The 21,945-nt window shown below is 65.3% G+C and carries 23 protein-coding genes and 2 tRNA genes; 8 read left to right on the top strand and 17 right to left on the bottom strand.

The genetic code is table 11. The features are described 5' to 3' along the window. Positions 1 to 82: 82 nt before the first annotated feature. The 4 genes from panS to GCT13_RS09415 all read right to left on the bottom strand — a co-directional run bounded on the left by panS (position 83) and on the right by GCT13_RS09415 (position 3,679). Positions 83 to 1,042: a ketopantoate/pantoate/pantothenate transporter PanS gene (gene panS, locus GCT13_RS09430; protein ID WP_152757216.1), complete on the bottom strand. Its 960-nt coding sequence runs from the start codon at positions 1,040 to 1,042 to the stop codon at positions 83 to 85. A gap of 440 nt (positions 1,043 to 1,482) precedes the next feature. Continuing rightward, positions 1,483 to 2,886, bottom strand: a complete 1,404-nt coding sequence (locus GCT13_RS09425) for an MATE family efflux transporter (RefSeq protein WP_152757214.1) — start codon at positions 2,884 to 2,886, stop codon at positions 1,483 to 1,485. A gap of 226 nt (positions 2,887 to 3,112) precedes the next feature. Then, on the bottom strand, positions 3,113 to 3,331 hold the full coding sequence (locus GCT13_RS09420) for an RNA-binding S4 domain-containing protein (RefSeq protein WP_152757212.1): 219 nt from the start codon (positions 3,329 to 3,331) through the stop codon (positions 3,113 to 3,115). A gap of 159 nt (positions 3,332 to 3,490) precedes the next feature. Continuing rightward, positions 3,491 to 3,679, bottom strand: a complete 189-nt coding sequence (locus GCT13_RS09415; RefSeq protein WP_152757210.1) for a hypothetical protein — start codon at positions 3,677 to 3,679, stop codon at positions 3,491 to 3,493. Here GCT13_RS09415 and GCT13_RS09410 point away from each other — a divergent pair. The 3 genes from GCT13_RS09410 (at position 3,678) to GCT13_RS09400 (ending at position 6,883) form a co-directional block, all read left to right on the top strand. Continuing rightward, positions 3,678 to 4,127, top strand: coding sequence for a hypothetical protein (locus GCT13_RS09410; RefSeq protein WP_152757208.1), 450 nt, complete (start codon positions 3,678 to 3,680; stop codon positions 4,125 to 4,127). The two genes, GCT13_RS09415 and GCT13_RS09410, sit on opposite strands and share 2 nt — an antisense overlap. A gap of 74 nt (positions 4,128 to 4,201) precedes the next feature. Beyond that, the gene (locus GCT13_RS09405) at positions 4,202 to 4,468 is read left to right on the top strand and encodes a hypothetical protein (protein ID WP_152757206.1); all 267 of its coding nucleotides are present in this window, start codon (positions 4,202 to 4,204) and stop codon (positions 4,466 to 4,468) included. 165 nt (positions 4,469 to 4,633) lie between these two features. Further along, complete coding sequence (locus GCT13_RS09400) at positions 4,634 to 6,883, top strand: ATP-dependent helicase (protein WP_152757204.1); 2,250 nt, start codon at positions 4,634 to 4,636, stop codon at positions 6,881 to 6,883. A gap of 52 nt (positions 6,884 to 6,935) precedes the next feature. Here the strand turns inward: GCT13_RS09400 and GCT13_RS09395 are convergent, their stop codons facing one another. The 8 genes from GCT13_RS09395 to fdxA form a co-directional block, all read right to left on the bottom strand. Then, on the bottom strand, positions 6,936 to 7,700 hold the full coding sequence (locus tag GCT13_RS09395; RefSeq protein ID WP_090867020.1) for a DUF4088 family protein: 765 nt from the start codon (positions 7,698 to 7,700) through the stop codon (positions 6,936 to 6,938). Positions 7,701 to 7,927: 227 nt separating this feature from the next. After that, a complete protein-coding gene (locus GCT13_RS09390; protein ID WP_152757203.1) occupies positions 7,928 to 8,251 on the bottom strand; it encodes an AzlD domain-containing protein in 324 nt (107 codons plus the stop codon). After that, on the bottom strand, positions 8,248 to 9,015 hold the full coding sequence (locus GCT13_RS09385) for an AzlC family ABC transporter permease (RefSeq protein ID WP_193727618.1): 768 nt from the start codon (positions 9,013 to 9,015) through the stop codon (positions 8,248 to 8,250). Before GCT13_RS09385 ends, GCT13_RS09390 begins: the two co-directional genes overlap by 4 nt. Positions 9,016 to 9,212: 197 nt before the next feature. After that, a complete protein-coding gene (locus tag GCT13_RS09380; RefSeq protein WP_152757199.1) occupies positions 9,213 to 10,040 on the bottom strand; it encodes an AraC family transcriptional regulator in 828 nt (275 codons plus the stop codon). A gap of 59 nt (positions 10,041 to 10,099) precedes the next feature. Next, entirely contained in the window at positions 10,100 to 10,606 is a 507-nt protein-coding gene (locus GCT13_RS09375) for a CreA family protein (protein ID WP_152757197.1), read from the bottom strand. Positions 10,607 to 10,817: 211 nt separating this feature from the next. Beyond that, positions 10,818 to 10,893: transfer RNA gene (locus tag GCT13_RS09370), tRNA-Asn, on the bottom strand. 63 nt (positions 10,894 to 10,956) lie between these two features. Further along, a tRNA-Asn gene (locus GCT13_RS09365) sits at positions 10,957 to 11,032 on the bottom strand. A gap of 116 nt (positions 11,033 to 11,148) precedes the next feature. Continuing rightward, complete coding sequence (gene fdxA / locus GCT13_RS09360; RefSeq protein ID WP_087733530.1) at positions 11,149 to 11,472, bottom strand: ferredoxin FdxA; 324 nt, start codon at positions 11,470 to 11,472, stop codon at positions 11,149 to 11,151. Positions 11,473 to 11,821: 349 nt separating this feature from the next. Between fdxA and pncB the strand changes: the two genes are divergently transcribed. From pncB to GCT13_RS09330, 5 genes are all read left to right on the top strand, one after another. Further along, the gene (gene pncB / locus GCT13_RS09350) at positions 11,822 to 13,021 is read left to right on the top strand and encodes a nicotinate phosphoribosyltransferase (protein WP_152757195.1); all 1,200 of its coding nucleotides are present in this window, start codon (positions 11,822 to 11,824) and stop codon (positions 13,019 to 13,021) included. Positions 13,022 to 13,237: 216 nt separating this feature from the next. Further along, positions 13,238 to 13,900 carry a LutC/YkgG family protein gene (locus GCT13_RS09345; protein WP_152757193.1) on the top strand — a complete coding sequence of 221 codons (663 nt, stop codon included), beginning with the start codon at positions 13,238 to 13,240 and terminating at the stop codon, positions 13,898 to 13,900. Next, positions 13,875 to 15,362: a sodium:proton antiporter gene (locus GCT13_RS09340; protein WP_152757191.1), complete on the top strand. Its 1,488-nt coding sequence runs from the start codon at positions 13,875 to 13,877 to the stop codon at positions 15,360 to 15,362. Before GCT13_RS09345 ends, GCT13_RS09340 begins: the two co-directional genes overlap by 26 nt. A 52-nt stretch (positions 15,363 to 15,414) precedes the next feature. Next, complete coding sequence (locus GCT13_RS09335; RefSeq protein WP_152757189.1) at positions 15,415 to 16,404, top strand: 2-hydroxyacid dehydrogenase; 990 nt, start codon at positions 15,415 to 15,417, stop codon at positions 16,402 to 16,404. After that, positions 16,401 to 17,885 (top strand): DNA recombination protein RmuC, encoded by a 1,485-nt coding sequence (locus GCT13_RS09330; protein WP_152757187.1) that lies wholly within the window; start codon positions 16,401 to 16,403, stop codon positions 17,883 to 17,885. Before GCT13_RS09335 ends, GCT13_RS09330 begins: the two co-directional genes overlap by 4 nt. A gap of 105 nt (positions 17,886 to 17,990) precedes the next feature. On the opposite strand, the gene GCT13_RS09325 is transcribed toward GCT13_RS09330, so the two are convergent. From GCT13_RS09325 to moaA, 5 genes are all read right to left on the bottom strand, one after another. Then, positions 17,991 to 18,476: a GNAT family N-acetyltransferase gene (locus GCT13_RS09325; protein WP_152757320.1), complete on the bottom strand. Its 486-nt coding sequence runs from the start codon at positions 18,474 to 18,476 to the stop codon at positions 17,991 to 17,993. Next, the gene (locus GCT13_RS09320) at positions 18,476 to 18,751 is read right to left on the bottom strand and encodes a hypothetical protein (protein WP_152757185.1); all 276 of its coding nucleotides are present in this window, start codon (positions 18,749 to 18,751) and stop codon (positions 18,476 to 18,478) included. The genes GCT13_RS09325 and GCT13_RS09320 overlap by 1 nt, the downstream gene beginning before the upstream one ends. A 57-nt stretch (positions 18,752 to 18,808) precedes the next feature. After that, positions 18,809 to 20,104 (bottom strand): molybdopterin molybdotransferase MoeA, encoded by a 1,296-nt coding sequence (moeA, locus tag GCT13_RS09315; protein ID WP_152757183.1) that lies wholly within the window; start codon positions 20,102 to 20,104, stop codon positions 18,809 to 18,811. 69 nt (positions 20,105 to 20,173) lie between these two features. Next, positions 20,174 to 20,788: a molybdenum cofactor guanylyltransferase MobA gene (gene mobA / locus GCT13_RS09310; RefSeq protein WP_152757181.1), complete on the bottom strand. Its 615-nt coding sequence runs from the start codon at positions 20,786 to 20,788 to the stop codon at positions 20,174 to 20,176. Positions 20,789 to 20,802: 14 nt separating this feature from the next. Beyond that, the gene (gene moaA, locus GCT13_RS09305) at positions 20,803 to 21,915 is read right to left on the bottom strand and encodes a GTP 3',8-cyclase MoaA (RefSeq protein WP_152757179.1); all 1,113 of its coding nucleotides are present in this window, start codon (positions 21,913 to 21,915) and stop codon (positions 20,803 to 20,805) included. Between the last annotated feature and the right edge of the window lie 30 nt (positions 21,916 to 21,945).

The raw sequence follows: 21,945 nt of genomic DNA, 5'->3' as shown, positions 1-21,945 counted from the left end.
CAGCGGGGAAGTTCGTTGAGGGGACGCGCCGCGCGCGTCGCATCGGCGCGCGGCGTGTTACGCGAGAAAGGCTGAAGCGGCGTCAGACGCGTTCGCTCGCCAGCGCGCCTGTCTCCTGATTGTGCGTCGAGCCTTTAGCGGGGCGGCCTGCCCAGTGCCCCGCCAGCATCGATCCGGACAGGTTGTGCCACACGGAAAACAGCGCGCCGGGCAACGCGGCGATCGGCGTGAAGTAGAGCTTGCCGAGCGTTGCGGCGAGGCCGGAGTTCTGCATCCCTACTTCGATCGCGAGCGTGCGGCAGACGGCTTCGTCGAAGCCGAGCAGACGGCCGCCCCAATAGCCGCCGAGCAACCCGATGCCGTTGTGCAGCACCACGCCCAGCATGACCACGAGCCCGACCGACGCAATGCTCTTCTGCGTGCCGCCGACCACGGCCGCGATGATCAGCAGGATCGACACCATCGACACGAGCGGCAACACGGGCTCGACCTTGCGCACGAGCTTGCCGAACAGATGGTTGACGACGAGGCCGATGGCGATCGGCAGCGCGACGATCTGCAGGATGCTCATCAGCATGCCGTGCACGTCGACGGCAATCGACGCATCGACATACAGGCGCGTGAGCAGCGGCGTCGCGAATACGCCGACGAGCGTCGACAGCGCGCTGATCGTGACCGACAGCGCGACGTCGCCGCGCGCCAGATAGATCATCACGTTCGATGCGGTGCCGCTCGCGACGCTGCCGACCAGCACCATGCCCGCCGTCAGATCGGGCGGCATGCGCAGGGCCTTCGCGATCACCCATGCGGCGAGTGGCATCACGAGATAGTGCAGCACGATGCCGGCGATCACGGGCGCGGGACGCGTGAACACGCGGCGGAAGTCGTCGATCGACAGCGTGACGCCCATCGACAGCATGATGATCGTGAGCAGCGTCGTCACATGCGGCGCGATGCCCGTCACAGACGACGGCGAGAAGTAGGCGGCGAGCGAGGCCAGCACGGCCCACAGCGGGAAGAGACGGGTGACGCGGGCAAGCATGAAAGGCAGTCCTCTTGTGTTGTCTTCTGATGGTTTGAGCCGATGCCGCCACGCGCGGGATCACGCGTGCGCGCGGCACGGGGGCGCTGCGGCGGAGCATGCGGGCGGCCGGGCAGCATGGAGGCGGGTCGTGCGATACGGCGTCGGGTGGTCGGACGCGAGCCGGAGCGTGCCCTTGTGGGGACGGGAAGGCGGCCGCTGCGCAGCGCGGGTCGCGCGCTGGGCTGACAGGCGGCAGCCAGGCGTGGCATTTTACCTGTGGCGGTCAGGTTCGACGCGCGGTTGGTTGCGCGCGCAACACAAAAGCGCGAAGGGCGCGCGAGCGTGCAGCCTCGACATGAGGCAGCGCGGTGCTTGCGATTGAGCGCGCCCGCGAGAGGGCGCGTCGCGAAGAATGCGTGCGCGCGTTCGCATGGCACGCGAGGTCCCGGCGTCCGCGCTCAGTTCGCCGACGCAGGCTCTCGTCGGTTCATTGCGTGCCGGCTCATCTTGTGAAAGCGCAGCGTCATCAGCAGCGCGACGCTGGCGAGCCCTGCCGCGAGTCCCCACCACAGGCCGCGCGCGCCGAGCCCGAAGTGAAACGCGAGCGTATAGCCCGTCGGGAAGCCGATTCCCCAATAGCCGAACGCGGCCGCGATCATCGGAATGCGCGTGTCCTTCAGTCCGCGCAGACAGCCGGAGCCGACCGTCTGCATGCCGTCGACGATCTGGAAAATAGCGGCCACGCCCAGCAGCGAACTCGCGAGCGCGACGGTCGGCGCGTTGGCGGGATCGTCGAGATGCAGATACAGCCCGACGATGAAGTGCGGCGCCGTGATCAGCAGCAAGCCCGACAGGCTCATGAAGCCCACGCCGAGCCCGAGCGCGACGAAGCCCGCATGGCGCGCGGCAAGCGGCTGCCCCGCGCCCGACCAGAAGCCGACGCGCACGTTCGCTGCCTGGCCGATCGCGAGCGGCACCATGAACGCCACCGACGCGACGTTCAGCGCGATCTGGTGCGCCGCCAGTTGCGATTCGCCGAGCAGGCCGACCATCAGGCCCGTCGCGAGAAAGAGCGTCGATTCGACGCCGTACGTGATCGCCACCGGCCAGCCGATGCCGAACAGCTCGCCCATCAGCGGCACGTCGGGGCGCGTGGCCGTCACGAAATGCCGGAAGCGCGGGCGCAGATGCAGCAGCCCCATCAGCGTGAGCGCGGTGAGCCACACGGTAATCGTCGTCGCGCCCGCCGAGCCGAGGAAGCCGAGGCGCGGCAGCCCGTACGCGCCGTGGATCAGCCCGTAGTTCAGGAACGCGTTGACGAACACGCCGCCGATCGACACCCAGAGCAGCCGCCGCGCCGCGCCGATCGCGGGCAGGAACGAGCGCATCAGGCCAATGCCGATCAGGCTGCCGGGCGCGCCCCAGCGCAGCACTGCACAGTATTCGCCGACGTTGTGCGCAAGCAGCGCCGGCTCGCCGAAGGCCGTCAGGATGGGCGCGGCGAACGACAGCAGCACGAACGCGGGCACCGCCAGCAGCAGCGACAGCAGAAAGCCCGTCCAGTAGATATGCGGCACGCGGTGCTCGGCCTGCGCGCCGCGCGCATGCGACACGCTCACGCTCACGGAAGTCAGCACACCTTGCAGCAGCGTCACGACGACGAAGAACAGGTTAGCGCCGAGGCCACCTGCCGCGAGCGCGTCGGGGCCGAGCGAGCCGAGCAGGACGGTATCGGTGACGCTCATCGCCATTTGCGAAAGCTGCGCGATGGCGAGCGGCGCGGCAAGGCGCGCCGTATCGGCGGCGTGGCGCGAAAGTGTGGGCGGCCCGCTGAGCGCGCGGGACATTCCGGTTGGATTCATGGTTCCGGGTGCTGGATGCGCGAAAGCGCGAAACGCGCGCCAAACCGGTTGGCCGGATCAGGCGGGGAACGGGTGAAGCGCGCGCGGGATATTTTTTCTGTGCAAGCGGACAGCTTATTGCGGGAACGCGGCGCTGTCGATGAACAGGCACATTTTTGGTGCGGTTTTCGAGCGCCCGCATGCGGCCTGCATAGTCATGCGGCCTCGCGGCCGACGCGTGCGCGCGTCACTCCTCGTGGACGGCGATCCGCGTATCGCCGAGCAGCACGACCTGGCCCGCGCGGATTTTGCAGGTTTTGCGCGTTTCGACCCGTCCGTCGACGGTGACGGCTCCCGACGCGACGATCACTTTCGCCGATCCGCCGCTGTCCGCGAGGCCAGTAATCTTCAGCAGATTGTGGAGTTCGACGTAATCGCCAGTCAGTGTGAAATCGAGGTTGGGCATGTCGGTTGCGATGGACGGGGCATCGGCGAAATCGTGGGAGAAAGCGCGTGGGAAAAAAGCGCGTCGGAAAAAGCGCTTCGCATGATAAGCCATCGCGTCGCGCGCGGCGCCCCATAGCGAGCGCGTGGCGTCGGACCGGGCAAGTGCAAGCAGATGTTATTACGTTGTCATGAAATGAAACGTTGAGTAACAGCGGCCTTTTTTGGCGAACTTCACTCGCGAATGCCCGGTCTGTGGAATAGCCTGCTGCATTTTGCAATGGGCGAACAGCGCGGGCGCGTCGCCGCCGATCGGCAGCCACACGACGCCCGCATGCCGACACTGACAACCTTCAGAGAGGATAACCATGACCCAGCTTCGTACGCTCCTGATCGGTACCGCCCTGACTGCGTTTGCGTCGACGGCCGCATTCGCCCAGACGCCTGCTCAACCGGTTGCAGGCCTGTCCGGCCAGGCTCAGGTCCAGACGCAGGCGCCCGCCGAGGCACCCGCTGCGCAAGGCGTCCAGATGCCGGCGCCCGCGCCGCAGAATCTGACCGCGCCGGGTTCGACTGACCCGCTCGTTCAGAAGCGCAACGCGGACGCCGAGGCGAACGCGGAATATCGCGCGCAAAAGAAGACATCGAAGGCGCAGATGAAGGAGCAGCAAAAGGCGGCCAAGGACGAGTACACGAACCAGGTCCGCGATGCCAGGTTGAACAAAAAGGCTGACAGGGCGGCCGCATCGAACGAACTGAAGTCCGAGATGCAGGGCCAGTCGGCGGGCGCGGCAGCGTCGGGTGAATCGCATAACTGAGGCGTATCTGAGACGGAACTAAGGCTGACGCAGGCCTTGACTGTTTCGACGTTCGAAAAGGGAGGACACCGATCATGAAGAAGATGAACAGAACCATGGGCGCACTATTGGCGGCGGCGCTGATCGCGGGCAGCATGACGACGCTCGCCGTTGCGCAGACGCACGATCCCGCCACCGATCCGACGACGCACGCCGACAGCAAGGCCGTGAAGGAACAGGCCAAGGCCGACAAGAAGTCGGAGATCGCGCAGGCGAAGGCCGACAAGAAGAAGGCCGACGCGCAAGCCGATGCCGACAAGGCCAACGCCAAAGCCAGGGTGAAGGACGCGAAGCACGAGTGAGCGGCGTTCCTCGCCTGGATTCTCCGGACGGCATCACACCGTTCGGAGCGAAAGCCCGGTGCGCCGGGCTTTTTTCTGTTTGGCGCCTGTTTCTTGCGCTGTTTGTCTGACGCTCGACACGCGGCGTTCGCGCGGAAAAATGGGGCGCTTGTCCTAGCGGGTTGTATGGATATACAGTATGCGTCGCCTTCACTCTCCGACCCGCCGATCGTGCTTTCCGTCGCCGATTCCCAGTCTTCATCGTCGTCAGCCGCGACAGGCTCGCCCGAGCCTTCGGCTACCGCCGACTGGCTCGCGAAGCTCAACGAAGCCCAGCGCGAAGCCGTCGAATACGGCACGGAAGACGTTGCGCGTCCAGCGGGTGCGCTGCTCGTCATCGCGGGCGCGGGGTCGGGCAAGACCAATACGCTCGCGCATCGCGTCGCGAATCTCGTCGTCAAGGGCGTCGATCCGCGCCGCATTCTGCTGCTCACATTTTCGCGCCGCGCCGCGCTCGAAATGACCCGGCGCGTGACCCGCATCGCCGGTGCGGCGCTCGGCACGCGCGCGGCGCTGGCGCAAGGGCTGACATGGTCGGGCACGTTTCATAGCGTCGGCGCGCGGCTGTTGCGCGAGTACGCGGATCTGATCGGCCTGTCGCCAACCTTTACGATCAACGACCGCGAAGACTCCGCCGATCTGATGAATCTCGTGCGCCACGAACTCGGCTTCTCGGCGAAGGAAAAGCGCTTTCCGTCGAAGTCGGCGTGCTTCGCGATCTATTCGCGCGTCGTCAACACGGGCGCTTCACTGGCCGATGTGCTCAATGGCGCGTTTCCGTGGTGCCGCGAGTGGGAGGCCGATCTGCGCGCGCTCTTTGCCGCCTACGTCGACGCGAAGCAAAAGCAGAGCGTGCTCGACTATGACGATCTGCTGCTCTACTGGTCGCACATGGCGGCCGAGCCCGTGATCGCCGCCGATCTGTCCGGCCGCTTCGATCACGTGCTCGTCGACGAGTATCAGGACACCAACCGGCTGCAGGCGTCGATCCTGCTCGCGCTGAAGCCCGACGGACTCGGGCTGACCGTGGTCGGCGACGACGCGCAATCGATCTATTCGTTTCGCGGCGCGACGGTGCGCAACATCCTCGATTTCCCGACGCACTTCGATCCGCCCGCGAAGCAGGTCACGCTCGAACGCAACTACCGTTCGACGCAGCCGATCCTCGAAGCGTCGAATGCGGTGATCGGCCTCGCCAGCGAGCGCTACACGAAGAATCTCTGGACCGACAAGGCGTCGGCGCAGCGCCCGCATCTCGTCACAGTCGCCGACGACGCCGACCAGGCGCGCTACATCGTCGAGCAGGTGCTGGCGGCGCGCGAGGCGGGCATGAAGCTGAAGGCGCAGGCCGTGCTGTTCCGCGCCGCGCATCACAGCGCCGCGCTCGAAATCGAGCTGACGCGGCGCAATATTCCTTTCGTGAAGTTCGGCGGCCTGAAGTTTCTCGATTCCGTCCATGTAAAGGACGTGCTCGCCGTGCTGCGCTGGGCCGAGAATCCGCGCGATCGCGTCGCTGGTTTTCGCGTCGTGCAGTTGCTGCCCGGCGTCGGGCCCGCGACGGCCGCGCGCGTGCTCGACGACATTGCCTCGCGCGCCGACGCGATCCGCTCGGGCGGCTCGGGCAGCGGCACGCCGGATGCCGCGCACGGCGTTTCGCATTGCACGGCCAACGCGCTCGCCGCCTTCGCGCCGCCGGCGCGCGCGCTTGAAGACTGGCATCCGTTCGTCGCACTGATGTCGTCGGTCTGCGCGCGGCAGACGCCGTGGCCCGCCGAGTTCGAGATGGTGCGCCGCTGGTACGAGCCGCATCTCGAACGCAATCACGAGGACGCGTCGATCCGCCAGGCCGATCTCGTGCAGATGGAGAGCATCGCGGGCACCTATGCGTCGCGCGAGCGCTTCCTGACGGAGCTGACGCTCGATCCGCCCGATGCCACCAGCGACGAATCCGGCGTTCCGCTGATCGACGAGGATTATCTGATCCTGTCCACCATCCATTCGGCGAAAGGGCAGGAGTGGCGCAACGTGTTCGTGCTCAATGGCGTCGACGGCTGCATTCCGTCCGATCTCGGCACGGGCAGCGAAGAGGAAATCGACGAGGAGCGGCGCCTGCTGTACGTCGCGATGACGCGGGCGAAGGAAGACCTGCACATCGTGATGCCGCAGCGGTTCTACGTGCACAACCAGACGCATCTCGGCGACCGGCATGTGTGGGCGTCGCGCACGCGCTTCATTGCGCCGCATCTGTTGCCGCTGTTCGACTCGCATGCGTGGCCGCCCGCGCCCGTCGTGGCGGCGCCGACGCCCGCGGGGCTCGCGGCCGCCGCGCAGGCCAAAATAGAAATCGCGGCGAAGCTCAGAAAGATGTGGGGCTGAGCTTGCCGCGATGCGGGTGAAGCGTGGATGGCGCGCGCGGCGTCGACGCCGTCTAGCGTGACTGCCGCTGTTGTTGCTGCGGCCTGGGCGGCGGCATGAAGAAGTTGCGCAGCCACGCCGCGAGTCGTGTGAATACGTCGTACGGCTCTTCGACGAAAATCTCCGGTTTCAGGAGCCGCAGATACTCCATGATCTGCTGTGCTTCCTGCTTCTGGAACGAGCCGTGCGAAATGCCCAGGCGCAACAGGCCGCGCAGTTCGCCTAGCTTTTCGCGCGCCGCGCTGCCGACGCTCGTCTCGCACGCGACCTTCGCCTCGTAGACCCGCTGGCGCAGCGATTCGGCGAGACGCCACGCGGGCGTCTGCATCACTTCTTCGAGCGCCTGGATGTCCTGTGCCGCCGACTTGATCTGCGCGGCAAGCGGGTCGACCAGCGAAGGCGCGCCTTCCGCTTCCTTGACGATCGCGGCCGCCCATTCGCGGCTCTGCTTGGCCAGCTCTTCCGGCGTCCACTCGGAGCGCGCCGCGAAGCCGAAGCCGAACTCGTTCGCCTGCTTCATCAGGATCGCCACGACGTCCGGAAACTCCTTGTCCAGCGTGCGCTTCGCCCATGCGTACTGACCGCCCTGCAGCATCCGCTGCACGGCGTGCTCGGTCAGCGGCACCATGTTGTCGAGGAGCTTGGCGCGCAGAAAATCCTCGAACGACGGCGTCGCGAACTGCGGGTCCAGCTTGAGCGAGACCCGCACGAACGCCTCAAAATCCTTTCGCAAGGATGCGAGCGTTTCGTCCTTGATGTGAAGGGTAATCTGACCCATGTCTTATCCCGTTTCGTCGACCACGCAGACGCCGTCGAGGCGCTCGCCTCTGTGCCGCCACCCCGTTTCGTTGGCGGCACCGATGTCCGGCGCGGTTCAGTCCGGCGTGCCGGCAGTGCGTCGGCAGACGCAGCCTGGTTCGCGGGCCACGAGTGTTTATCGGCGGATTGAAAGGGAACTTGAGGGCGCGCGCCGTCCCGGTAAACGGCGCGCATGCGGCGGTGAGGTCACTTCAGGACGACGCCCTGCCACAGGAAGAAGACGGCGAGGCCGACGGCAATGGTCAGCAGCGGCCGGCGCGTGAGCGCGCTGACGGCAACGGCGGCGAGCGCGCCGACGAGTTGCGGGTTGCGCCAGGTCAATTCGGCTTGCGCGCCGTGCGGCGAGACGGCCATCGGCACGATGATCGCTGTCAGCACGGTGACGGGCACGAAGCCGAGCGCGGTGCGCACGAGCGGCGGAAACACGATGCGGTCGCCGAACACGAACACGGCGGCGCGGATCAGCCACGTGATGACGGCCATGCCGAGAATCAACAGCACGTAGTTCATTGCGAAGCCTCCGCCGCGCGGGTGCGCTGCAGCGCCGGCAACGACAGCAGCACGCCGACCGCGACGCCCGCGAATACGGCGCCCAACAGGCCGAGCTTGTACGGCCAGTCCTGCCAGAAGAACGCGAGCGCGCCGGCCGTGGCTGCTGCGGCCAGATAACGCACGGCGACGAGTTGCGGCACGACGATCGCGATGAACGTCGCGACCATCGCGAAGTCGAGTCCGAGCGACTGCAGGCCGGGGAACGCCGCGCCGAACAGCAGGCCGACGAGCGTCCAGCCCTGCCAGTTGGCGTACATCGACAGGCCCGAACCCAGGAAGTAGTACGGTCCGACCGAGCCGGGCGGATGCAGCCGGTAATGCGCCCACGCGACGGCGAACACTTCGTCGGTGAGCAGGCCGCCGAGCGCCCAGCGCCAGCGCGACGGCAGGTGCGACACATACGGCGCGAGCGTCGCGCTGTAGAGGACGTGGCGGGCGTTCACGACGAGCGTCGTCGCCCAGACGACGGCGTAGCTCGCATGGCCCGCAATCAGACCGAGCGCGATGAACTGCGCCGAGCCGGCGAATACGATCAGCGACATGAACTGGCCGTGCCACAGATGCAGCGGGCCAGATGCGACAAGCGTCCCGAAGATGACGCCGAACGGCGCCGAGCCGATGACCATCGGGAGCGTGTCGCGCGCGCCCGCCATCAGTTCCTTGAGCCGGTGAGTGGGTTGTGCAGGGTGAGTCAATCTTTTCTCCTCGATACGGCCGAGCATAGCCGGGCGAGGGGCGGGCCGGCTTGTACGTTCTTGCGCTTGGGCTTGCGTTTGCGGCTCGCCGTTCGGGCTTGCGTTTGCGCTCGCGTTTCGCCTGGCTCCCGGGTGGCTCTCGGACGCGTGGATGTGGCGCGGGATTTTAGCGGTGCGAGTCGACTTGCGCGCGTTCGCGTTGTGCGTTCGCGTGTACGGCCGTATCAGGACGACTGCCAGCGCCCCGGCGGCACGCCGAACATGCGGCGAAAATGGCGCGTGAAGTGACTTTGATCGGTGAAGCCATTCGCCGCCGCGACGTCGGCCACCGACGCGCCCGCGCGCAATGGCGCTAGCGAGCGCTGCAAACGGATCTGGTTGCGCCACGCGTGCGGCGGCAGCCCCGTCGCGCGCGTGAAGAGGCGCGCCGCGTGAAACGGCGACAGCCCGACGGCATCGGCCAGTTCGGCGAGCTTGAGCGGCGCGGCAAGGTCGCCCGTGAGCTGTTCCTTCATCGTGGCCACGCGGGTATCGGCGGGGCCGTGCTGCGGGGCGTCGGCGCGGGTGCGGCCGTAGCGGACGAGCAGCGTCGACAGCGCGTCGAGCATGGCCGTTTCGGCGGCGAGGGCATCGTCGTTCGATTCGAGCAACCGGTGCGCCCGAGCGAGCCGAACGGCGAGGTCCGGATCGCGGATCACGTCGGCGTCGAACCAAGGCAACGGCTGCGCGCGGCCTGCGATGTCTTCGGCGAGCGCGTGGATGAACTCGACGGGCGCGTACAGCACGCGGTAGCGCCAGCCTTCGTCGATTGCCCGGGAGCCGGTGTGCACTTCGCCCGGGTTGATCACGGGCACGCTGCCCGCCTCGGCGACGTAATGCGAACCTTGATACCGATAGGTCTCCGCGCCCGCTTCGATCACAGGGATCGTGTACGCATCGTGCCAGTGCGGCGTGAACTCGTGATCGTGGTATTCGGCTGTCAGCAGGTCCGCGCCGGGCAAAAGCGGCGTGCGCCAGTAGCGGGCGTTATCGCGGAAGCGGGTCGAAGTCATGATCGATGTCCGGGTGGACCTGCCAGTTTACCGCGCATCGCGTGTTGCGGGCCGCTGTGTCAGCGGACGGGAATCGTCGTGCCGGCGGGCATCGGCACGGCTGTGACGCTGTTTTTCGCGCTGCCCGTCGTGACGCGGTCGCTGTAGGTCAGATAGACGAGCGTGTTGCGCTTCGTGTCGACGACCCGCACGACGTGCAGTGTCTTGAAGATCAGCGACATCCGTTCCGTGAATACGTCGGCCTGTTGCCGCAGCGGTTCGGGAATCTTGACGGGGCCGACCTGACGGCATGCAATCGACGCCTCGGTCGGATCTTCGGCGATGCCCAGCGTCCCTTTGATGCCGCCCGTCCGCGCCCGCGACACGTAGCAGGTGACGCCCTGCACGGCGGGATCGTCATAGGCCTCGACGACCACGCGATCCGAACCGGTGATATGAAAGTTCGTATTGACGCTCGCGACTTCCTCCGCGTGCGCGAGCGGTGCAGACGCGAATGTGGCGAAAGCGGCGGATGTGGCGAAGATGACGGCGCGCGCGACACGTGCGCAGTGCGGAGCAATTTTCATCAGGTGACCGGAAGAAATGTGACGGCAGCCGGGGCGAACGCCCGTGAGTGCGTCATCGTAACCTGGTTGCGTGTGCGGACCGTGGCCGTAAGCGCCAGCGCGACGGAAACCGGATTCGTCGCATCGTCGAAGAAGGGCGCGCCGGGAAAGGACCGTAGAAAAACGATCGCAGAAAAAGAAAAGGCCCGCACGGATGCGGGCCTTCGAATTTTGGCTCCCCGACCTGGGCTCGAACCAGGGACCTACGGATTAACAGTCCGGCGCTCTACCGACTGAGCTATCGGGGAACAGCAATACAACGTGTCACTACATGAAAAAGCCCGTCTTGGTTAACGGGCCTTTGCAATTCTTGGCTCCCCGACCTGGGCTCGAACCAGGGACCTACGGATTAACAGTCCGGCGCTCTACCGACTGAGCTATCGGGGAACAACAACAGCAGAGAAGGGAAATTGTAGGAGGTGAAGCAGAAGCTGTCAATACCCCTGATTCATCTCAGTATAGTTCGACCGATCCGGGCGGGAGCGACAGGTCTGCTGCGGCGATCAACGCTCGAGCAGCGAGAGCTTATCCTTCACGTCCTTGAATTCGTCGGCTTCGGGCAGCGGCGCCTTGGTCTTCGTGATGCTCGGCCATGCCTTCGCCAGTTCGGCGTTCAACGGGGTGAAGTGCTGCTGGTCGCCAGGCACGTCTTCTTCGGCGTAGATCGCATTCACCGGGCACTCCGCAACGCACACAGCACAGTCGATGCACTCGTCCGGGTCAATCGCGAGGAAGTTGGGACCTTCGCGAAAGCAGTCCACCGGGCACACATCGACGCAGTCGGTATAGCGGCACTTGATGCAGCTTTCGGTCACAACGTGAGTCATTCAGGCAACTCCTGCAAACGATATCTTTTGGTAGTGGGGAGATGGCAAGACGCCAAAAGCGTTATTGTAACGTAACGTCAAGTAGTGCATACGCGATCGCCGCCAAGGCTTTTATATCGTTTGGTGATTAGTTTATGGCGGGCGGATTTGCGTCGAACGCGCCTTGCCGTGCCCGCCGGCCGTGGCGTAGTGGAGCAACGGACGGCGCGCATTCGGGTAACATGCGACAGCGTCTTCGCGAGCCCGCCCGTTTTGCGCGAGGCTCGCAGCATATACGGCGTACGAAAAAGGGCGAGGGCGCGCGAGGCCTGACGTCTTCCGTTTTTATGCAGTCCCGGTTTGCAAGATCATGATCATTACTTCGCTGCTCGATACCGACCTGTACAAGTTCACGATGATGCAGGTGGTGCTGCATCTCTTCCCGGCCGCCAATGTCGAATACAAGTTTCGCTGCCGCACGCCGAACGTCGACCTCGTGCCGTACGTCGACGAGATCCGCCGCGAAGTGCGCGAGCTCTGCGGGCTTCGGTTCAATGAAGGCGAACTCGAGTATCTGCGCCAGATGCGCTTCATCAAGAGCGATTTCATCGACTTCCTCGCGCTCTTCCATCTGAACGAGAAGTACATTTCGATCACGCCTTCGCCGAAAGGCAACGGGGAAATCGACATCTACATCAAGGGGCCGTGGCTGCATACGATCCTCTTCGAAATTCCCGTGCTCGCGATCATCAACGAAGTGTATTTCCGCAACACGCAGCAGCAGCCTGACTACAGCGAAGGACGCGAGCGCCTGCGCGACAAGATCCAGCTCCTCGGCGCGCGCCCCGAGTTTGCCGACTGCAAGATCGCCGATTACGGCACGCGTCGCCGCTTCTCCGGGCGCTGGCACGAAGAGGTGATCCTCACGCTCAAGGACGGCCTGCGCGAGCAGTTCGCGGGCACGAGCAACGTGTTCTACGCGATGAAGCACGGCCTCACGCCGCTCGGCACGATGGCGCACGAATACCTGCAGGCCTGCCAGGCGCTCGGTCCGCGTCTGCGCGATTCGCAGATCTACGGCTTCGAGATGTGGGCGAAGGAATATCGCGGCGACCTCGGTATTGCGTTGTCGGACGTGTATGGCATGAAGGCGTTCCTCCGTGATTTCGACATGTACTTCTGCAAGCTCTTCGATGGCGCGCGCCACGATTCCGGCGACCCGTTCGACTGGGGCGAGCGCCTTATCGCCCACTACGAAGCGAACCGTTGCGACCCGCGCACGAAGGTGCTTGTGTTCTCCGATGCGCTCGACATTCCGAAGGTGCTGCAGCTGTATGAACGCTTCCGCGGCCGCTGCAAGCTCGCGTTCGGCGTCGGCACGAATCTGACCAACGACCTCGGCTACAACCCGCTGCAGATCGTCATCAAGATGGTCAAGTGCAACGGCCAGCCGGTGGCGAAACTGTCGGACTCGCCGGGCAAGAACATGTGCGAAGACAAGGCGTATCTCGCTTATCTCCGGCAAGTGTTCGGCATCGAGCAGCCGGCCGAGGACGAAGTCGGCAAGTAACGCGCATCGTCACGCTTCATGGTTGTGCTGCCAGGTGCATCGAAGCGCATGAAGGCTATTGTCGGCGCTTCACGCGAGCGCCGCCATTAGCCGTTCGGCCAGGTGTTCGCGCACAGGGCGGCCGGTATAATTCGTGGGTCAATGTGCGCAGTGCACGCGCAATCCGTTTGCGCATTCAACAAGATCGACACGATCACCGGCACGAGGATATGGCTCATGGATACATCGACCGCCCGTCGCAACATCCTGGCGCGCATTCGCGCAGCGCAAGGGCGTGAGCCCGAGCCTGCCGCGTCCGAGCGCGAGACGGCGCAAGCGTATCTCGCAAGTCGTCCGCAAGGTCCGCGTCCGCCGATGCCAGCCGATCTCGTCGCGCGTTTCATCGAGCAGGCCAAGAAGATGGCGACCACCGTCGACACCGTCGAGTCGCTCTCCGACGTGCCCGCTGCCGCGCATCGCTACCTCACCGAACTGAATCTTCCGACCCACGCCATTGCATGGCAGACGCTCGAAGCGTTGCCGTGGACCGGTTCGGGCATCGAAGTCGAATTCCGCAAGCCGAAGGACGAAGACCGCGTCGGCATTACGGGCTGTTTCTGCGCGACGGCTGAAACGGGCACGCTGGTGCTGCTGTCGGGTCCGCAGACGTATGCATCGGCGGGCTTGCTGCCGGAGACGCACATTGCGATCGTGCCGGCGTCGCGCATCGTCGCCGGTCACGAAGAGGCGTTCAACCTGATCCGCAGCGAACGCGGCGAGCTGCCGCGCGCGGTCAACTTCGTCTCCGGCCCGTCGCGTACGGGCGATATCGAACAAACCATCGTGCTCGGTGCGCACGGTCCTTATCGCGTGCATGCGATTGTCGTGCGTGGCGCTTGATGTTCCGCACCTGCACGGCCGCGACGCGCGAGCGGTGACGAACCGGCCGAAGCCCGCGTGGATTGTGGGTCTGGCCATCGCGTTCGCGCTGTCGTGCTGGCCGCTTGCGGCATCGGCGTCCACAGTAAATGGCGCATCGCTTTCCGCGTGGTGGAGCGTGCCGTTCGCGGGCATCCTGCTGTCGATCGCCGTGCTTCCGCTCGCCGCGCCGAAGCTCTGGCATCACCACTACGGCAAGGTCTCGGCGGCGTGGGGCATCGCGTTCCTCGCGCCGTTTGCGTTCGCGTTCGGTTCGTCGGCCGCGTTCGGCACGTTGATCCACGCGTTGCTCGACGAATACGTGCCGTTCATCGTGCTGCTGACAGCGCTCTATACCGTCGCGGGCGGCATCTGCGTGACGGGCAACCTGCACGGCACGCCGCGTCTGAATACGGCGCTGCTCGCGCTCGGCACGGCGCTCGCCAGCATCATGGGCACGACGGGCGCGGCGATGCTGCTGATCCGGCCACTGCTGCGCGCGAACGACAATCGCAAGCACGTCGTGCATGTCGTCGTGTTCTTCATCTTTCTGGTTGCAAACGTGGGCGGCTCGCTGTCGCCGCTGGGCGATCCGCCGTTATTTCTCGGCTTTCTGAACGGCGTCGGTTTTTTCTGGACGACGGTCCATCTCGCGCTGCCGATGCTGTTCGTCTGCGCCGTGCTGCTAGTCGTGTTCTACGCGCTGGATTCGTTCTATTTCCGGCGGTGCGAAGAAGTGCTTCCCGTCGACCCGTCGCCCGACACGCCGACCATCGGCATCGAAGGCAAGATCAACTTCGTGCTGCTTGCGCTGGTGATCGCGCTCGTGCTGATGAGCGGCATCTGGACGCCCGGCATCACGTTCGATGTGGCGGGCACGCACGTCGCGTTGCAGAATGTCGTGCGCGACGTGGCGCTGATCGCGCTGACGGTGCTGTCGCTGATCGTGACACCGCGCGCCGCGCGCGAGGGCAACGCGTTCAACTGGGCGCCCATCGAAGAGGTCGGCAAGCTTTTCGCGGGCATCTTCGTAACGATCGCGCCCGTCATCATGATGTTGCGCGCGGGCGAGGCGGGCGCGTTCAGCGGTATCGTGCATCTCGTGAACGACACGGCCGGCCAGCCGCGCGACGCGATGTACTTCTGGGCGACGGGTCTGCTGTCGTCGTTCCTGGACAACGCGCCGACGTACCTCGTGTTCTTCAATCTCGCGGGCGGCGATGCGCACACACTGATGGCTACGGGCGCGTCGACGCTCAGCGCCATTTCAGCGGGCGCGGTGTTCATGGGCGCGAACAGCTATATCGGCAACGCGCCCAATTTCATGGTCAAGGCGATCGCCGAATCGCGCGGCGTGCGGATGCCCAGCTTTTTCGCGTACCTCGCGTGGTCGGGCGTCGTGCTGATACCGTTGTTCATCGCGACATCGTGGATATTCTTTTAACGCCGCGCGCGCCGACATCCGCGCGTCGCGGGCTGATACTCGGAGAATGGCAATGCAAAAGGTCCTGGTTGCGCGTCCCATCTTTCCGGATGTGATCGAGCGGCTCAAGCAGCACTTCGAAGTCGACTGGAACGACGGTGACGTGCTCCCCACCGACGAACTGAAGCGCCGGATCGCCGACAAGGACGGTGCGCTGACGGCGGGCGACATCATCGACACGTCCGTGCTCCGCGCGGCGCCGAAACTGCGCGTGGTGTCGAACATGGCCGTCGGCTACAACAACTTCGACATGGCGGCGTTCAACGCGGCGAACGTGCTCGGCACGAACACGCCCGACGTGCTCAACGAATCGACGGCCGATTTCGGCTGGGCGCTGATGATGGCGACCGCGCGCCGCATCGCGGAATCGGAGCACTGGCTGCGCGCGGGCAAGTGGGAGAAGTGGTCGTACGACGGCTTTCTCGGCTCGGATATCTACGGCTCGACGCTCGGCGTGATCGGCATGGGGCGCATCGGGCAGGCGCTTGCTCGTCGCGCGCGCGGCTTCAGCATGAACGTGATCTATCACAACCGCTCGCGTGTCGCGCCCGAGATCGAGGCCGAACTGAATGCGCAATTCGTGTCGAAGGAAGAGCTGCTGCGGCGCGCCGATCACGTCGTGCTCGTGCTGCCGTACACGGCGCAAAGCCATCACACGATCGGCGCTGCCGAACTCGCGCTGATGAAGCCGACAGCGACGCTCACGAATATCGCGCGCGGCGGCATCGTCGACGACGCTGCGCTCGCCGTTGCGCTGCGCGAGAAGCGCATCGGCGCTGCCGGCCTCGATGTGTTCGAAGGCGAGCCGCAAGTGAATCCGGCGTTGCTGACGGTGCCGAACGTCGTGCTGACGCCGCACATAGCGAGCGCGACGGAAGCGACGCGTCGCGCGATGGCCAATCTCGCCGCCGACAATCTGATCGCGGCGCTCGGCGTTGGTCCGCGCGCAGGGCGTCCGCCGAATCCGATCAACCCTGACGTGATCGGGAAGGCGCGCTCATGACGATGGTGTTGATTGCGGCTGTCGCCGTTCTGGCCGTCGCGCTGGTGATCGCGCTGGTGATGCTGATGCGCGGCAGCAATGATGCGCACCAGCTGATGCATTTTGCCGAACTCGGCGAGCGCCTGGAGGCGGCTGCGGCCGTGCAGGCGCGCTCGGCCGAGCGGCTCGAACGTGAGTTGCGCAGCGAGATTTCCGAAACCGCGCGCGTGTCGCGCACCGAACTGAGCGGCGGCTTTTCGCAGTTCCAGCAAACGCTCGCATCGCAGTTCACGAGCATGACGACGGTGCAGGCCGGCAAGATCGACGGCTTTGCGCAGCAGCTCGTCAAGCTCACCGAGACCAACGCGCAACAGCTCGACGCCGTGCGTCAGAGCTTGCAGCAGCAGGCACAGCAGGCGCGCGACGAACAGGGCATGACGTTGAGGCGTTTCGGCGAAACGTTGCAGCATCAACTGTCGCAGGTCACGGAAGCGAACGACCGGCGCTTCGCGGAAGTGCGCACGACCATCGAACAGCGTCTGAAGGACATCGAGACCAACAACGCGACGAAGCTCGAAGAAATGCGCCGCACCGTCGACGAAAAGCTGCACGCAACGCTCGAGCAGCGGCTCGGCGAATCGTTCAAGCTCGTGTCCGATCGTCTCGAACAGGTGCATCGCGGTCTCGGCGAAATGCAGACGCTGGCGGCGGGCGTAGGCGATCTGAAGAAGGTTCTGACGAACGTAAAGACGCGCGGCACGTGGGGCGAAGTGCAACTCGAAGCGTTGCTCGAACAGATCCTGACGTCCGATCAGTACGCAAAGAACATCGCGACGATTCCGAAGAGCAACGACCGCGTCGAGTTCGCGATCAAGCTGCCGGGGCGTCAACCGTCGCCGGAAGCGGCTGCCACGCCAGTGTGGCTGCCTATCGATGCGAAGTTTCCGCGTGAGGACTATGAACGTCTGATCGAAGCGCAGGAGCGCGCCGATCCCGTCGCGGTCGAAGAGGCGTCGCGCGCGCTGGAAGGGCGGATTCGCGCGGAAGCGAAGACGATTGCGGAGAAGTACGTGTCGCCGCCGCATACGACGGACTTCGCGCTGCTGTTCCTGCCGACGGAAGGGCTGTACGCGGAAATCCTGCGCCGTCCGGGGCTCAGCGATCTGTTGCAGCGCGACTATCGCGTGACGATTGCGGGGCCGACTACGCTGACGGCGCTGCTGAACAGCTTGCAGATGGGATTCCGCACGCTCGCCATCGAGAAGCGTTCGAGCGAAGTGTGGCAGGTGCTGGGCGCCGTGAAGACCGAGTTCGGCAAGTTCGGCGACGTGCTCGCGAAGACCAAGTCGCAGCTCGAAACGGTCACGCGATCGATCGAGGCCGCGGAAGTGCGCACGCGCCAGATGAACCGCAAGCTTCGCGATGTGGAGGCGTTGCCTGAAGAACGGGCGGCGGGGCTGCTCGGGGATTCGCTATCCGGTGCGGATGCCGACGAGTCTTGACGGAGGGAAAGCGGGCGAGGCATCGCCGGATCGGTTATGCCTCGCGATTTCTCAATATCGATTTCTGATTCGCGATTTCTGATTCACGGCCATGCAGACAGCGGATCAGCCCGCGCTCGATGCAAGTTGTTCGAGCGCGTCGCCCGTCACGCGCACGATGCGCCAGTCCGGCAACACGGTCGCGCCCATCTTCTGATAGAAGTCGATGGCGGTCTGATTCCAGTCCAGCACCGACCATTCGAACCGCCCGCATTGCCGCTCGACGGCCAATGCCGCCAGATGACGCAGCATCGTTGAGCCCAGACCCGTGCCGCGCTCGGCGGGCTGCACGTACAGGTCTTCGAGATACAGCCCGCGGCGTCCGAGGAACGTCGAGTAGTTGTGGAAGAAGAGCGCGTAGCCGATGATCTTGCCGTCGCGGTCGGCGACGAGCGCTTCCGCCGAAGGGCGCGCGCCGAACAGCGCATCGTGCACGCCTTCCTCGGTCGCGATGAACAGATGCGTGAGCTTTTCGAACTCGGCCAGTTCGCGCATCAGTGCGAGCATCGCGCCGACGTCGGCGGGCGTGGCTGCGCGGATCGTCGCTGACATCATGCTTCCTCCGGCACGTCGCTCAGCTGGATTTCAATGCCGCCGAAGCGTGACGCCACCCAGTTGTACGCGTGGCACGCAATCCACAGCAGGATGAAACCCAGAATCGCGTTAAGCAGCAGCGCGCTGAACACCGTGCTCAGTTCCATCGACCCGTAACGGATGAACGCAACCAGCACGCCGAGCAGAACGATCGGCACGCTGAACGTCAGGTACACGAGGATCAGTGCCTTTGCGGTTTGCCCCGGTGCAATGAACGAGATCTGTTTTTTCATATAAGTCAAACCCGTAGTCGTATTGGATTGCGTGAAAAGCATGCCGGCCGTGCTCGCTCAGATGAGGCCGTCGAACAGCATGATGTCGACGGCGTCGCCCGGATCGAGGTCGGCCTGTTCGTGGGCAAGCACGATGAAGCAGTTTGCTTCGCTCATCGAACTGAGTACGCCGGAGCCTTGCGAGCCCGTCGGCGTGACGTGCCACTCTCCTTGCGCGTCGCGTTCGGCGACGCCGCGCTGGAACTCGGTGCGGCCCGGCCGCTTGCGGATCGGCTGGCGGCACGCCGCGCGGACCTGTGCAGGCGCGGTCACGTTCGCGCCGGACATCAGCAGCAGCACTTCGCGCACGATCTGGTAGAACGTCGCCATCACCGCGACGGGATTGCCGGGCAAGCCGAAGAATATGGCCGGCTCGCCCACGCCGGGCTTGCCGCCCGACCAGATGCGGCCGAACGCGAGCGGTCGGCCCGGGCGCATCGCGAGACTCCAGAACGCGACGTCGCCGAGCACGCGCAGCATCTGCCTGGTCAGATCGGCTTCACCGACGGAAACGCCGCCGGAGGTTATCACGACATCGGCACTCGCCGCAGCCGTGCGCAACGCGTCTTCGAGCGCGGCGGGCTCGTCGCGGATCACGCCGAGATCGATGGGATCGAGATGCAGACGCTTGAGCATCGCGAACAGCGTATAGCGGTTGCTGTCGTAGACGCAGCCCGCATCGAGCGGCTGGCCGATCGAGCGCAGCTCGTCGCCCGTCGAAAAGAACGCGACGCGCAGGCGCCGCCGCACGGGCATCTCGCCGATGCCGAGCGACGCCAGCAGCCCGAGGTCCGATGCGCGCACGATGCGGCCCGCCTTCAGCGCGACTGCGCCGCGCGCGAGATCTTCGCCCGCGAGGCGGCGGTTCGCGCCCGCCTTCAATGTCAGCGTGGAGAAACGGATCGTGTCGTCGTCGCGCGCGACGTTCTCTTGCGGCACGACAGTGTCGCAGCCGGGGGGCATCGTCGCGCCCGTCATCACGCGCACGCATTGCGTGGCGGCGATCTCGCCAGTGAACGGATGACCCGCGAGCGCCTTGCCCGCGACGCTCAACGCAATCTCACTCGCCACGCCGCCGAGCGCAGCGCTGGAGAACGCGTAGCCGTCCATCGCGGAGTTGTCGTGCGCGGGCACGGCGATGGGCGACACGATGTCCTGCGCGAGCACGCGGTTCAGCGCGTCGTGCAGCGGGACCCGTTCAATGGTGGTGACGGGCGTGGCCCATTCGCGGACGATCGCCTGTGCGGCGGACACCGGCAAGGCTTGGGCGTCGTACTGTGCGACGCAACTCGAGGTTTCGTTCAGCGTGGTCATGAAAGGGGAGCGTCGCGACGGGATGCGGTGCGGCGGCCGGGCGATCGCGGCAAATGACGGCAGAAACCTTCAACGTCGTTCGAGGTCGGCAAGTTCCTGCAATGAATTGATATTGTAAAACGTGCGCTCATCCGGAAAGGCGACTTCGACGGCCTTGTGGCGCGCGTACCACGTGCGGACCTTGCGCTCACCCGCTTGCAGACAGCCTTCGAGGTCGTCGGCGAGCGACGTGCGCAGCAGCGCGAACACGGGATGGATCGACGTATTGCCCAGGGCGTCCGTGGTGGTGACGGTGGCGATGTCAGCGTGTTGTGTGTCGAGCGCGGACGCGAGGCGTTCGGCGAGATCGTCGGGCAAGCCCGGCGTATCACAAGGCGCCGACAGCACGAACGGCGTGCGCGCCGCGCGCAAACCCGCGAGCAGACCGGCGAGCGGGCCGGGAAAATCGGGCAGCGTATCGCCGATGACTTTCGCGTGAAAGGGCGCGCCGAGCGCCTCGTAGCGCGGCATGTGGCGGTTCGCGCTGATCAGCAGTGGCCCCGTCTGCGGCGCGAGACGCCTGAGCACATGCAGCGCGAGCGGCTCGCCGTGCAGCGTCTGCAGGCCCTTGTCGGCGCCGCCCATGCGCATGCCGCGTCCGCCGGCGAGCAGCAGGCCGGTGATGTCGTCCCGGGAAACCGTCATGAGGGTGCGCGGATTCACCCGCCGATGTACGACATTTCGACACGCCGTTCTGCCGCCGAAGCGATCGATGTCGCACTCGCGCTGCCGCGCAGTTGCGAGTAGCGGTCGCCGCGCGCGTGCCAGATGTTGGCGATGGCGGTGGCGATGCCTTCGTCGCTCGTGCCGTTACGCACGAGCGCGCGCAGGTCGTGGCCCGACGACGCGAACAAGCACAGATAGACCTTGCCTTCCGTCGAGAGCCGCGCTCGCGTGCAAGTCCCGCAGAAGGCGCGCGTCACGCTCGAGATCACGCCGATTTCGCCCGTGCCGTCCGCGTAGCCCCAGCGCTGCGCGGTTTCGGCCGCGCTGTGCGATTCGAGCGGCATCAGCGGGTCGTGCTCGCTGATCCGCGCGATAACTTCCGCCGACGGCAGCACTTCCGTCATGTTCCAGCCATTCGACGTGCCGACGTCCATGTATTCGATGAACCGCAGCACGGCGCCCGAGCCTTTGAAATGCCGCGCCATCGGCACGATCTCGCCGTCGTTCGTGCCGCGCTTGACGACCATGTTGAGCTTCAGCGGCGTCAGGCCGACCGATTGCGCGACGTCGATGCCTTCGAGCACGTCGCGCACCGCGAAATCGGCATCGTTCATGCGGCGAAATAGCGCATCGTCGAGCGCATCGAGGCTGACGGTCACGCGGTTCAGGCCGGCGTCTTTCAGGCTGCGCGCCTTGCGCGCGAGCAGCGAACCGTTGGTGGTCAGCGTGAGATCGAGCGGTTTGCCGGCCGCCGTCGTCATCCGGGCGAGGCGCTCGATCAGAAATTCCAGGTTCTTGCGCAGCAGCGGCTCGCCACCCGTCAGGCGGATTTTTCCGACGCCATGTGCAACGAAAATCGCCGCGATGCGCTCGATTTCCTCGAACGTCAACAGCGCGCTGTGCGGCAGGAACGGGTAGTCCTTGTTGAACACCGCGCGCGGCATGCAGTAGACGCACCGGAAGTTGCAGCGGTCCGTCACCGAGATGCGCAGATCGCGCAGCGGGCGCGACAGCGTATCCGTCAATTCGCCGCGCGGCACGCGAGCGGGGCCGGCAACGTTCGGAATGGCACTGACATCGGCAACGGGAATGATGCGTCGGGACATGATGACGTTTCTGAAATATCAGTCTTCATT

Source organism: Paraburkholderia franconis (genome assembly GCF_009362735.1).
GTDB lineage: Bacteria > Pseudomonadota > Gammaproteobacteria > Burkholderiales > Burkholderiaceae > Paraburkholderia > Paraburkholderia franconis.
The sequence above is the reverse complement of the archived record's forward strand: the minus strand, read 5'-3'. Positions and strand labels throughout refer to the sequence as shown.